Here is a 12430-nt window from a genome sequence, read left to right as displayed (position 1 = left end):
TCCCCATACGGGCCAGCAGCCGTGATGATGGCTGCATCAACAGGCCGGACACACGGAAGCACCTGAACCCGCGCGATCAAATCTTCCGAACACCCCCTTGTATCCGACGGGGCGTCCACACACGGTCATTCACCCCCGCCACCCGTTTCCCAAATCCAGACACTCGTTCATCGGCGCGGATGCGCGCAGATCCATCGCAATAACGCGGGGACACCGCCATCTCGTCGATGCGCGGAGCGTCCGTGTGCTCCTGCACGTTGAAGCCTCAGGCCAGATGAGGTGCTGAGATGGCAGCTAGAATACACAGCGCGGCGGCTACGTCCGGCATTAGGCAACGGAGCGCTTCCGGTATCGCCGAGATCGGTAAGCCGCATACTCGCATCGACGGGCCGGAAAAGGTCTGCGGTCTTGCCGAGTACCCGGGCGATGTATCGCTACCTGGCATGGCGCATGCTGCCCTCGCAGTAAGTGCCATTGCCTGCGGCCGGGTGACGTCGATCACGCGCAACGAAGCGGCAGCCATGCCCGGTGTGCTCCTGATCCTGACACACGAGGACGTCGGCGACGCGATAGGGCCCACCGGCCATTTGATGGAGGGCGGCTATGCGAACAGCAGCTGGCTCCCACTCGCATCGCCCGAAATCCGTTATGCCGGCCAGATCGTTGCCATGGTCGTGGCGGAGACGGCGGAAGTCGCCATTGCGGCCGCGGCCGCTCTTCGCATCGGCTATGCCGGGCAGTCACCGGTCGCGTCACTAGCCGATCCGCGCTGTACGACCGAACGGTTGGGGGAAGTCAGCGCCGAGCACCATGACCGCACAAAGGGCGATCTCGATACCGCATTGGCCAGCGCGGATGTCCGTGTGGAAGCACGCTACACGACCCCGATCCAGCACCATAATCCGATCGAACTGCCAAGCACGACGTGTCGGTGGGACGGAGACCAGCTCACTGTGTATGAGCCAACCCGCTATCTTGGCGCGGCGCAGCATGGCCTTGCCGCACAGCTTGGCATCGCACCTGAACAGGTGCGCGTCGTCGCCCGCTTCATCGGTGGCCATTTTGGTTCGAAGCTGGCTTTGTCGCAGCACACCGCGATTTGCGCTCTCGCGGCGCGCCGGCTCAACCGGCCCGTCAGGCTTGTGGTCAGCCGTCGCGATCAGTTCACGGTTGCCAACCACCGCACAGAAACGCAGCACCGCATTCGCTTGGGCGCGACAGCCGATGGCCGCTTGCTAGGTCTCGGGCATGAGGCAGCAACGGTCAGTTCGCGCTTCGACGACTTCGCGATGGAAGGTACGGATGTGTCCACCGCCCTCTATGCGGCAGAGGCAGTGAAAGCCGAGGAGCGGCTTGGACGGGTGGACCGGAATACGCCGGGCCCGATGCGCGCCCCGCCTGAGGTGCCCTTCCTGTTCGCTCTGGAAAGCGCGATGGACGAGCTGGCCCATGTGCTGGAGATGGATCCCATCGAGCTGCGACGTCGCAACGATACGGCTACTGATCCTGTCACTGGCAAGGCATTCACGACACGGCCGCTGATGCGCTGCTTCGACGCGGCAGCGACCGCATTCGGCTGGTCCGAGCGTGTGTCCAGGCCACGAGCGACGCTGCGCGACGGTTGGTGGATCGGCTATGGTTGCGCAGCCGCTGCGCGACCGGTGAAGATCGGTCCGGTGTCGATCCGGGTCGCGCAGGATGGTGATGGCAATGTCCGGGTGGAAACCGCGCACCACGAGATAGGCAACGGCCTGTATACGCTGCTGGCGACGATCGCGTCTGAGCGTCTCGACGTCCCGATAGACCGCGTCACGGTCGTGCTTGGGGATACCGCACTGCCAGCGGCCGGAATATCAGGAGGCTCGGCTACCACCACCAGCCTGGCGAACGCTCTGGCTGACGCATGTGCGGCACTGCTCCGCAAGCCTGAGGGCCCGCGACAGGTCCATCTCGACTATCTGCCAGCAGGTGCGAAGCCCGATGCCTTGGAGGCGCTGCGCGCCGGCCATATCAAGCTCCTGACTTTACTTGAGGACGGGTTGGCCTGGGCCTTTGGGGCGCATATGGTCGAGGTTCGTGTCCATGCCTTGACCGGCGAGATACGTGTGCCGCGTCACGTCGGGGCCTTTGCGGCGGGGCGCGTGCTCAATCCCTTGACCGCGCGCAGCCAGTATCTTGGCGGCATGGCCTGGGGCCTGAGTTCGGCGCTGCTAGAGAAGACTGAGCTGGACCCGCGCACGGGCGTCTACATGAACCGTGATCTCGCCGAGTATCTCGTCCCCACCGCTGCCGATCTTGCCGAACAGACGGCGGTCATGGTGGCCGATGAAGACGCCGCAGTGAATGCCGAGGGGATCAAGGGCCTCGGCGAGATTGGCATCATCGGGGTAGCTGCGGCCGTGGCCAACGCCGTCTTCAACGCGACCGGAGTGCGCGTCCGCGACCTGCCGATCCGACCTGAGGCGATATTAGATTAAGCAAGCGAATTGAGCTCTATCCGCAAGATCGTACTGTCGACTAAACCCTGCCCCTCAATGCGATGACCCAAAACTAGCCATTCAGAAGCACTTCGTATTTCCTCGAAAGCGGTCGCTTGCCCATTTCAAACTGCAGTCGCCACGCGGCCTTTGGCCTTTCAGCAGAAACAATTGCGTCGACGGCAGGCCAGCAAAAATATGGCATTATGTCAGTGTTGCGACCTGTCGCATCCTGCGGTCGAGAATCACTGACAGCCGTCACTACCAATGTTAGCCGCGTGCTCGCCGCCAAGTCCGCAGAACTTCACTGATCGCCCGGAGGTGACCGGACCTTTTTTAATGCGGCCGATCTCGGTTAAGTTATCGAAAAGCATTTGTGTTAGAACGTCGCTTGTTTTTAAATTTGGTCGCTACCCCAATATAGGCGACTCGGATTATCGACGAGGAGGCGTTGCTGCAGCGCCGGGGTCGGCGCGATCAGTGGCACCATATCGACCAGCGTTCCATCGTCAGGCACGTGGCTCGTCATGTTGGGGTGCGGCCAATCGGTTCCCCACAGCACACGGTCGGGGAACCGTTCCACCAACGTCCGGACGAACGGCACGACATCGGCATAGGTCGGCGGCCCGATCTTCGACAGGCGTTCCGGGCAGGTCACCTTGCTGACGACGTTCGGATGTTCCTCCATCAGGCGGAGGAAGCGGGCGAACGCCGGACCATCGACGGGTTGGGTGACGTCCGGGCGCCCCATGTGATCGACGACCACCGTCGTCGGCAGGCTGGTGAAGAAGTCCCAGCGTTCTTCCAGATCGGCCGCCTCGAAATACAGCACGACGTGCCAGCCGAGCGGTGCGATGCGGTCGATGATCGCCCGGTAATAAGCGTCGGGCTTGGGATCTGCGAGGCGGCGGACGAAGTTGAAGCGCACGCCCCGCACGCCGGCCGCATCAAGTTCGGCGAGTTCGGCATCATCCACCGTCTCGCGCACCGTCGCGACGCCGCGCGCGCGGCCGTCGGCGTTGCGCAAGGCATCGACCAGCGCGCGATTGTCGGCGCCGTGGCAGGTCGCCTGGACGATGACGTTGCGCGCGAAGCCGAGATGATCCCGCAGCGCGAACAGCTGTTCCTTGCCGGCGTCGCACGGCGTGTATTTCCGCTCGGGCGCATAAGGAAAGACCGCGCCCGGTCCGAACACGTGGCAATGCGCGTCGACCGCGCCCGGTGGCGGTACGAAGCGCGGCTTGCTCGGCGCGGGATCCCAGCACAGCCAGCCGGGATCGGGGGTGAAATCCGCCATTACAGCCCCCGCGCCGTCAGTTGCGTATCGAGCCGCGGGTAGACGCGGCGAGCATTCGCCTCGAACACCTTGTGTTTGTCAGCGTCCGATATGGCGAGTGCGTCGATATAGCGTTTGGTATCGTCGAAATACTGGCCCGTCTCCGGGTCGATGCCGCGCACCGCGCCGACCATCTCCGACCCGAACAGGATGTTGTCGACGGCGATGACCCTAAACAGCAGGTCGATCCCAGGCTGGTGATAGACGCAGGTGTCGAAATAGACGTTGCGCATGACATGCTCGGAGAGCGGCGGCCGCTTCAGCATGTCGGCGAGCCCGCGATAGCGCCCCCAGTGATAGGGCACCGCGCCGCCACCGTGCGGGATGATGAAGCGCAAGGTCGGAAAGTCGCGGAACAGGTCGCCCTCGATGAACTGCATGAACGCGATCGTGTCGGCCGCAATGTAATAGGCGCCGGTCGCATGCATGGCCGGATTGCAGCTGCCCGAGACATGGATCATCGCGGGCACGTCGAGTTCGACCATCTTCTCGAAAAAGGGATACCAGGCGCGGTCATAGAGCGGCGGCGCTGAGAACCGGCCGCCCGACGGATCGGGGTTGAGGTTGCAGCCGACGAAGCCGAGTTCGGTGACGCAGCGTTCGAGTTCGGCGATTGACTGGTTGATCGAGAGGTCCGCAGTCTGCGGCAACTGGCAGACGCCGATAAACGTGTCGGGAAAGAGGTCGACGACACGCTTGATAAGGTCGTTGGAGCGTTGCGCCCAGATGCGGTTGACCGCGGCGTCGCCGATATGCGGCGCCATCGCCGACGCGCGCGGCGAGAAGATCGTCATGTCAGCGCCGCGCTCGCGCAGCAGGCGCAGCTGGTTTGCCTCGATCGTCTCGCGGATCGCGTCGTCGGAGATGGCAGGGTAGGCCGGATCGATGGCGCCCCCCGCCTTGAAGGCCGCCTTCTGCGCCTCCCGCCATTCTGTGTGGGCCGCGGGCGCGGTCGTGTAATGGCCGTGACAGTCGATGATCATGGCCGACAGCTAATGTCGCCCGGCCGGTTAGGCATATCGGAACGGCTGACGCGCCATTGCTTTTCCGGAAGTCCAGTCGGCGCAGGTGGCGCGGATCGTGGCGACGAACGCCGCCTGCAATGCGGTCGGGTGCCAGTCGCCGCGCATGGTAAGCCCGATCTGCCGGCGGAGCGCGGTGCCCGCGCCGGGAATCTCGACGAGCAAACCGGCACGGCGTTCGAACAGGAATTGGTCGCGCGCCATCAGGGTCAGCCAGTCGTCCTCGAGCATCAATCCGCGGATCACCAGCACCGACCCGCACTCGATGCGCAGCCGCGGCGGCGTCAGGCCATGGTCAGTGAACATCTGCTCCCAGCGCCGCCGGGTCGGCGTTCCCGCCGCGGCGATCACCCAGGGATAGTCCTGTAGCGCGGCGAAGGGTGGATCGGTGCCGGCAAGCGGATGGCCGGCGCGCGCGACGATCACCGGATCGTCCGTGTAGAGCGGCTTCTGCACCACGTCGCCGACCGGCACAGGGTCGCGCATCGCGCCGACCAGCAGGTCCATCTCGCCCTCGCGCAGCCGGGCGAGCAGCTCGAGATACGGCGCCTCGACCACCTCGACCGACGCGCCCGGATGCGCGCGCGCGAAGCGGGCGAGCGCCTGCGGCAGCAGCACCGCGCGCGCCAGCGGCATCGTGCCAACGACGATCCGCCCCGCCCCCGCCGAGCGCAAGGCCGCGATCTCGTCCAGCCCCGCCTGCAATTCGGCGCGGGCGAGGCGCGCGAAGCGCAGGAAGCGGCCGGCAGCGGCCGTCGGCTGCACGGTCCGGCCCTGGCGCATCAGCAGCGGCACGCCGAGCTGCTGCTCCAGATCACGGGCAGCGCGGTGCAGCGCCGGCTGCGACAGACCCGTACGCATAGCCGCGAGCGCGAAGCTGCCCGCCTCATCGACCGCGATCAGCGCGCGCAACTGGCCCAGCGTCACGCGCCGCTCGATATGCGGCAATGGCGGCAGCCGCGCACCGCGCCGCACGCTCTGCCCGCCACGCGTCAGATAGCCAAGCGCCCGGTCGATGCGGAAGGCGAGCCGCCGCCCCGCCTCGGTCGGCACCGCACCGCCGGGCTGGCGGTCGAACAGCGACTGGTCGAGCCGTGCCTCCGTCTTGGCGATCGCCTGGGTCAATGCCGGCTGCGATAGATTGAGCGCCTGCGACGCGGCGCTGATCCCGCCGAGCCGCGCCGCGGCGGCGACCGCGTCGAGATGGCGAAGGTTGAAGGCGAGCGGCTCTGCCATGGCGCACACTTAGCACCAGCTTATGTCCCGTGCGCAAATCCGTGTTGTCCGCCGGTGGCGATATCCCTTCTAAGCCACGACAAAGTTTCACGGGATCGAGGATGCGCATGGCGAAGGTCGTCACACATATCGAACGCGCGGATGCCGCGACGATCGCCGGCCTGGCCGGCGCGGGCGTCGCGACCGTGCACGAAGCGCAGGGCCGGATCGGCCTGCTCGGCAGCCGCCTGCGTCCGATCTATGCCGGCGCCCGCATCGCGGGCTCCGCGGTCACCGTGTCGGTGCCGCCGGGCGACAATTGGATGATGCATGTCGCGATCGAACAGCTGCGCGACGGCGACGTGCTGGTGGTCGCCCCCACCAGCCCGTGCGAGGATGGCTACTTCGGCGACCTGCTCGCGACGTCGGCGATGGCGCGCGGCTGCCGCGGGCTGGTCATCGACGCCGGCGTACGCGACGTCCGCGACCTTACCGCCATGGGCTTCCCCGTCTGGTCGCGCGCGATCAGCGCCCAAGGGACGGTCAAAGCGACACTTGGCTCGGTCAACATCGACCTGGTCTGCGCCGGCGAACTGGTGCGGGCGGGCGACGTAATCATCGCCGACGACGACGGCGTCTGCGTCGTCCGCCGCGAGGACGCCGCCGCGGTCCTCGCGCAGGCGCAGGCGCGCGAGGCAAACGAGGAGGCCAAACGCACCCGGCTCGCCGCGGGCGAACTCGGGCTCGACATCTATGCGATGCGCGATGCGCTCACCGACAAGGGCCTCCGCTATGAGTGACGGCATCCCCGCGATGTGGATGCGCGGTGGCACGTCGAAGGGCGGCTTCTTCCTCGCCGACGATCTGCCCACCGACGTGGACGCGCGCGACGCCTTCCTTCTGCGCGCCTTCGGCTCGCCCGATCCACGCCAGATCGACGGCATGGGCGGCGCCGACCCGCTCACTTCGAAAGTGGCGATCGTCGCGCGGTCGAACCGGCACGGGGTCGACGTCGACTATTTGTTCCTCCAGGTGTTCGTCGACGCGGCGATCGTCACCGACCAGCAGAATTGCGGCAACATGCTCGCCGGCGTCGGTCCGTTCGCGATCGAGCGCGGCCTCGTCGCCGCGGCCGATGGCGAAACGCATGTCGCGATCCATATGGTCAACACCGGCAAGGCCGCGACCGCGATCGTGCAGACGCCCGGCGGCGTCGTCACTTATGCAGGCGACACCGCGATCGACGGCGTCCCCGGCACCGCCGCGCCGGTGCCGCTGTCCTTCGCCGACATCGCTGGTTCGAGCTGCGGCGCGCTTTTGCCGACCGGCCACCGGGTCGACGTGATCGAGGGCGTCGAGGCGACGCTGATCGACAATGGCATGCCCTGCGTCGTGCTGCGCGCCACCGATGTCGGCATCACCGGCTATGAGGATCGCGACACGCTCGACGCAGACGCCGGCCTGAAGGCGCGGATCGAGGCGATCCGTCTTGCCGCCGGGCCGCTGATGAACCTCGGCGACGTCACCGACCAGTCGGTGCCGAAGATGATGCTGGTTGCTGCGCCGCGCGCCGGCGGTGCGATCTGTGTCCGCTCGTTCATCCCGCATCGCTGTCACGCCTCGATCGGCGTGCTCGGCGCGGTCAGCGTCGCCACCGCCTGCCTGATCGGCGGCAGCCCCGCCGCGGCGCTGGCGACCGTCGCGGCTGGCGCGACCAAGACGCTCGGCGTCGAGCATCCGAGCGGCATCACCCCCTGCGTGATCGAGACCGACGCCGATGGCGCGGTCGTCGGCGCCGGGATGATCCGCACCGCGCGCAAACTGTTCGACGGCACGCTCTTTGCCTGACCGTCGTCCCAAGCAGAGAAAAGCACAACGATCATGACGACGATAGGAGAGACGGAGAAGAAGGCGCGCCGCTTCGGCATCGCCGGGCAATTGTGGTTTCAGGTGCTTGTCGGCACGCTGATCGGCATTCTGCTCGGCCATTTCGCTCCCGGCACCGCCGTGGCGATGAAGCCTTTCGGCGACGCCTTCATCAAGCTGATCCGCATGATGATCGGGCCAATCATCTTCGTCACCGTGGTGCACGGCGTCGCGGGGATGAACGACATGACCGCGGTCGGCCGGGTTGCGCTCAAATCGATCCTCTATTTCGAGGCGATCACCATTCTCGCGCTGATCTTCGGCCTTGTCGCCGTCGATCTGTGGCGGCCGGGCGTCGGCATGAACATCAACGCCGCCGCGATCGATACCGCATCGATCAAAAGCTACGTCGCCTCGGCGCATGACCAGTCGGTGACCGGCTATCTGATGGCGATCATCCCGACCACCTTCGCCGGCGCGCTGACCGAAGGGCACGTGCTGCAGGTGCTCTTCGTCTCAGTGTTGTTCGGCATCGCCATCGCCTCGATCGGCGAACGTGCCAAGCCGGTACTCGACGTGATCGAGAGCGCGTCACAGGGCTTCTTCCGCATCATCGGCTATATCATGTATTTCGCGCCGCTCGGTGCCTTCGGGGCGATCGCCTTCACCGTCGGCCAGTTCGGCACCGCCTCGCTGCTGTCGCTTGGCGAGCTGATCGTCGAATTCTTCGTGGTCTGCGGCGTGTTCACCGCGACGGTGCTGGGCGGGGTCGCCTGGTATTGCGGCGTCAGCCTGTGGCGGCTGCTCGGCTATATCTGGGACGAGATCGTCATCGTCGCCGCCACCACCTCGACCGAGACGGTGCTGCCGCGGCTGATCCAGAAGCTGCGCAAGCTCGGCTGCGAGGAGAGCGTCGTCGGCTTCGTCATTCCCGCGGGCTATTCGTTCAATCTCGATGGCACCTGCCTGTACCTGACCACGGTTGCGGTGTTCCTCGCGCAGGCGACCAATACGCCGCTGACGATCTGGCACGAACTTGGGCTGATCGCGGTGCTGCTGCTTACGTCGAAGGGCGCGGCGGGGATCGCGGGCGCGGCGTTCGTCGTGCTGGCGGCGACGCTCAACACGACCGGCACGATCCCGGTGGCGAGCATCGCGCTGATCCTGGGCATCCACCGCATCCTAGCCGAAGGACTGACCTTCGTGAACCTGGTCGGCAACACCGTCGCGACCATCGTCATCGCCAAATGGGAAGGCAAGCTCGACGAGCGCACGCTTGCCGCCGCGGTCGGCACCGATGCGGCGCGCCGGCGATGGAGCGTCGCCGCCGCCTGACCCCCGCCCTGCCTACGCCAACGACATGACCCGGCGGCGCGAAACCGCAGCCGGCGAAGGAGAGACCTATGTCCGCCACTCTCGCGCTCCTGCTCGCCGCCCAGGCGGTTGCACCGCAACGGTCCGCCCCGCTGCCACCGACGACCAGCGCCCCTCCCCTGACCGGCGAAGGCGAGCGCGAGACGGTGCGTGATCCCGCCACTGCCTTCTCATCCGGGCGAACCGAGGCGACGCCCGCCGAACAGAGCGCCGCTCCGCTTGGCTTTACCCGCTGGCAGCGCGACAATGCGATCGGCGAGACGCTCCGCAGCCTTAAGGCGGACGGCGTCACGCTCGCGCTCGATGTGGTCGACAACGTTGCAGGCAACCCGGTCGGCGGCGTCCGTCAGGGTGTGCGCGAGTCGCACTGGGTTAGCGGCGGTGTCGACCTCGATCTGGACAAGCTGATCGGCTGGTCCGGCACGCGCGTCCACGTGCAAGGCGCATGGTTCACCGGCGAGAGCCTCGGTCGCGACGTGATCGGCAATTCGATCAGCTTCCAGCAGACCTGGCGGCCGGTGTCGGGCCCGCGGCTGACGCAGCTCAACATCGAGCATGATTTCGGCAAGCTCAACCTGGTGGTCGGCCGTGCGGCGGTGAACAGCTATTTCAACAATTCGCCGCTCAACTGCGTGTTCATGACCAACACCAGCTGCCTTACCGCTTATGGCGGGATCAGCGACATCGGCATCACCGCCTTTCCAAATTCCTCCTGGGCCGTAAAAGCGCGCTATGCGCTCGATAAGCGGCGCTACGTCCAGATTGGCGTGTTCGAATACAACAATGCGCTGAACGCCACCGGCAAGGGCGGCCTCGACTTCTCCCTCGGCAAGGGCACCGGCGTGCTGGTCGCCGGGGAAGCGGGCTATGAAACGACGTTCGCGCAGGAACGGCTGCCGCGCCGCTACAAGCTCGGCGTCTATCTCAACACCGACGGCGGCAGCAGCCTCTATTATGATCGCAACGGCGGATCGTCGGCACTGACGGGCCTGCCGCGCGTCGCGCTCGGCGGCAACCGCGTCGGCCTCTACGCGATGGTCGACCAGACGGTCGCGCGCGCGCCCGGCGCGAGCAAGCGCAACCTGGCGCTGTTCGCGCGCGGCTATTGGAACGTCGGCAACATCCAGCAGCTCGACTGGTTCGCCTCCGCCGGATTCGTCAAGACCGGGACGTTCAGGGGCCAGGACAATGACACGATCGGGTTCATCGTCTCCAACACCCATTTCAGCGATCAGCAGATCGACTATCTGCGCGACCTGCGCGCCAAGGCGGGCGGCAACGGCGCGCCGCACCACGACGAGATCGTCGGCGAGATCAACTACGGCTGGGCCGCCCTGCCCGGTCTACGGATCCTCCCCAACGTACAATATGTCATCAATCCCGATCCGATCTATGCGACGAAGCGCAAGACCAACATTCCGAGCGCCATCGTGCTCGGCCTGCGCGTAGACGTGAAATTGGCGCAGCTGTTCGGTGGATGAACGACATCACCGTATTCGTATGGCGCAGCTCGGCATACGAGGTCAGCTCCCAGATATCGGCGATGATCCCAGAGCTTCTGACATTCTGCGCAACGCGGCCAGAAGGCGGCTACACGTTGACTCAGAACCCGCCGTTGTGCAGCTCGCTGCTGCATCCTAGAATTGCACATCCAACCATTTTTAGTGAGCGGCCGAAATGTCGGCTGCCTTGGCGTTCAATATGCGAGGTTCAGGCAGCTACGCCGCCCAGTCTGCCGCATTGGCTTGATCGCCGATTAAGGCGAGCCCGTGCGCGATCGAAGTCAGCTCGCCACCCGTTGCGATCCGCTGAGGCTCGAACCGGCGTTCGAAGATCGCACGGATCGCGGGAATTAAGGACGATCCGCCGGTCAGGAATATCCGGTCGATGTCCTCCGCCTCGACTTGCGCCCGAACGAGCGCAGCGTCCAACGCGGCCTCGATCCGATGTAGATCACCCGCGATCCACGTTTCGAAATCTGCCCGGCACACCTCCGCCTCGATACGAACCCCGTCGCCATCGAACCGGAATTCCGCGTGCTGCGAGCCGGAAAGCGCCCGCTTGAGCTGCCCCACGGCGTCGTAAAGCGGGAAGCCCTGTTCATTCTCGATCAGCGAGATCATCCGCCCGATCGCATCGGGGTCGAGTGCATCTCGCTGAAGGCGCCGCAGCTCCTCCAGGGTTCGCCGGTTCCGCATCAGAGCCAGATGCGACCAGTCGGCAAACTGCGTGAAATAGCCTCCCGGAATCTCGAGCACCTTTCCCATTGAGCGATACTGTCCGCCCTTCCCCAGGAACGGCAGCACGAGCCGGTCCATGATCCGCCGGTCGAACCGATCGCCAGCGATGCCGATGCCTGATGACGCAAGCGGCATGCAGCGCCGTCCCGCTCTCGGCTCATCGATGCGCACCAGCGAGAAATCCGTGGTGCCACCGCCGAAATCCGCCACAAGGATCGTCGCGGGCTCGGTCAGTCGCTCGGCGTAGCTGAATGCGGCTCCCAGAGGCTCATAGACGTAGAGAAGCTCGGTCCCGAATTCACCAAGCATGAGATCATAGCGTTGCCGGGCCAGCGTAGGATCTGGACGGGTGCCCGCATACTCGACGGGTCGCCCCACGACGACACGCGCGGGTCGATCGTCGAGCTGGCCTCCGGCATGTGCCACCAGCTTCTGAAGAAACAACCGGCCCATGTCCTCGAATCGGAAGGGCCGATTGAAGATCAGAGCGCGCTCGAACTGCGCGCTCGCCGCCACGGTCTTGAACGACTGCACGAAGCGGCTGTCGAGCGGAGACTGAAGGTATTCACTAATTGCCCATGGCCCCGCCTCATGCGCGACGCCGTTCCAGCCATGCTCCTCTTCCCAGAAGCACAACGCGGAACGGAACACAGGCCCGGCCGCGGAGTCACCCTGGAACTCGATCAAGTTCGACTGCCCATGACCGTCAGACAAAGCCACGACCGTATTCGTCGTGCCGAGATCCAGTCCAAGGGCGACCGTTCCATTCTTGGCGCTCACGATCTGCTCCTGCTGCAATCACCCGCCGCTGGCGGGATGCGGCTCTTAGCTGCGCGACGGCGGACAGCAAACGATACTGACCGGCAGAGCTCGCCAGCGCGGAGAAACCTGAGCGATAGC

Annotated in this window: 9 protein-coding genes; 5 read left to right on the top strand and 4 right to left on the bottom strand. The window is 65.6% G+C overall.

Annotated elements, in window-relative coordinates:
* The first annotated feature begins 299 nt into the window (after positions 1-299).
* Positions 300-2477 carry a xanthine dehydrogenase family protein molybdopterin-binding subunit gene (locus tag ACU5AX_RS13360; RefSeq protein WP_446691339.1) on the top strand — a complete coding sequence of 726 codons (2178 nt, stop codon included), beginning with the start codon at positions 300-302 and terminating at the stop codon, positions 2475-2477.
* 397 nt (positions 2478-2874) lie between these two features.
* Here ACU5AX_RS13360 and ACU5AX_RS13355 read toward each other — a convergent pair whose 3' ends face one another.
* The 3 genes from ACU5AX_RS13355 to ACU5AX_RS13345 are packed head-to-tail and all read right to left on the bottom strand — an operon-like array spanning position 2875 to position 6071.
* Positions 2875-3774 carry an amidohydrolase family protein gene (locus ACU5AX_RS13355; RefSeq protein WP_446691329.1) on the bottom strand — a complete coding sequence of 300 codons (900 nt, stop codon included), beginning with the start codon at positions 3772-3774 and terminating at the stop codon, positions 2875-2877.
* Positions 3774-4796 (bottom strand): amidohydrolase family protein, encoded by a 1023-nt coding sequence (locus tag ACU5AX_RS13350; RefSeq protein ID WP_446691328.1) that lies wholly within the window; start codon positions 4794-4796, stop codon positions 3774-3776. Before ACU5AX_RS13350 ends, ACU5AX_RS13355 begins: the two co-directional genes overlap by 1 nt.
* A gap of 27 nt (positions 4797-4823) precedes the next feature.
* Positions 4824-6071, bottom strand: coding sequence for a LysR family transcriptional regulator (locus tag ACU5AX_RS13345; RefSeq protein ID WP_446691327.1), 1248 nt, complete (start codon positions 6069-6071; stop codon positions 4824-4826).
* Positions 6072-6178: 107 nt separating this feature from the next.
* On the opposite strand from ACU5AX_RS13345, the gene ACU5AX_RS13340 reads away from it, so the two are divergent.
* The 4 genes from ACU5AX_RS13340 to ACU5AX_RS13325 all read left to right on the top strand — a co-directional run bounded on the left by ACU5AX_RS13340 (position 6179) and on the right by ACU5AX_RS13325 (position 10771).
* On the top strand, positions 6179-6850 hold the full coding sequence (locus ACU5AX_RS13340) for a 4-carboxy-4-hydroxy-2-oxoadipate aldolase/oxaloacetate decarboxylase (RefSeq protein ID WP_446691326.1): 672 nt from the start codon (positions 6179-6181) through the stop codon (positions 6848-6850).
* Positions 6843-7898 carry a 4-oxalomesaconate tautomerase gene (locus tag ACU5AX_RS13335; RefSeq protein ID WP_446691325.1) on the top strand — a complete coding sequence of 352 codons (1056 nt, stop codon included), beginning with the start codon at positions 6843-6845 and terminating at the stop codon, positions 7896-7898. The genes ACU5AX_RS13340 and ACU5AX_RS13335 overlap by 8 nt, the downstream gene beginning before the upstream one ends.
* A 33-nt stretch (positions 7899-7931) precedes the next feature.
* Positions 7932-9251, top strand: a complete 1320-nt coding sequence (gene dctA / locus ACU5AX_RS13330) for a C4-dicarboxylate transporter DctA (RefSeq protein ID WP_446691324.1) — start codon at positions 7932-7934, stop codon at positions 9249-9251.
* Between the two features lie 68 nt (positions 9252-9319).
* Positions 9320-10771, top strand: a complete 1452-nt coding sequence (locus ACU5AX_RS13325; protein WP_446691323.1) for a carbohydrate porin — start codon at positions 9320-9322, stop codon at positions 10769-10771.
* 237 nt (positions 10772-11008) lie between these two features.
* Here ACU5AX_RS13325 and ACU5AX_RS13320 read toward each other — a convergent pair whose 3' ends face one another.
* Positions 11009-12310, bottom strand: coding sequence for an Hsp70 family protein (locus tag ACU5AX_RS13320; RefSeq protein WP_446691322.1), 1302 nt, complete (start codon positions 12308-12310; stop codon positions 11009-11011).
* Between the last annotated feature and the right edge of the window lie 120 nt (positions 12311-12430).

Source organism: Sphingomonas benefaciens (assembly GCF_052907485.1).
Note: the sequence above shows the minus strand (reverse complement) of the source record. Positions and strands in the feature narration are given on the sequence as shown.

Excerpts from the sequence above, each read along its gene's own strand:
- ACU5AX_RS13355 (WP_446691329.1), bottom strand. The coding sequence starts at position 3,774 with ATGGCGGATTTCACCCCCGATCCCGGCTGGCTGTGCTGGGATCCCGCG.
- ACU5AX_RS13350 (WP_446691328.1), bottom strand. The coding sequence starts at position 4,796 with ATGATCATCGACTGTCACGGCCATTACACGACCGCGCCCGCGGCCCAC.
- ACU5AX_RS13345 (WP_446691327.1), bottom strand. The coding sequence starts at position 6,071 with ATGGCAGAGCCGCTCGCCTTCAACCTTCGCCATCTCGACGCGGTCGCC.
- ACU5AX_RS13340 (WP_446691326.1), top strand. The coding sequence starts at position 6,179 with ATGGCGAAGGTCGTCACACATATCGAACGCGCGGATGCCGCGACGATC.
- ACU5AX_RS13335 (WP_446691325.1), top strand. The coding sequence starts at position 6,843 with ATGAGTGACGGCATCCCCGCGATGTGGATGCGCGGTGGCACGTCGAAG.
- dctA (WP_446691324.1), top strand. The coding sequence starts at position 7,932 with ATGACGACGATAGGAGAGACGGAGAAGAAGGCGCGCCGCTTCGGCATC.
- ACU5AX_RS13325 (WP_446691323.1), top strand. The coding sequence starts at position 9,320 with ATGTCCGCCACTCTCGCGCTCCTGCTCGCCGCCCAGGCGGTTGCACCG.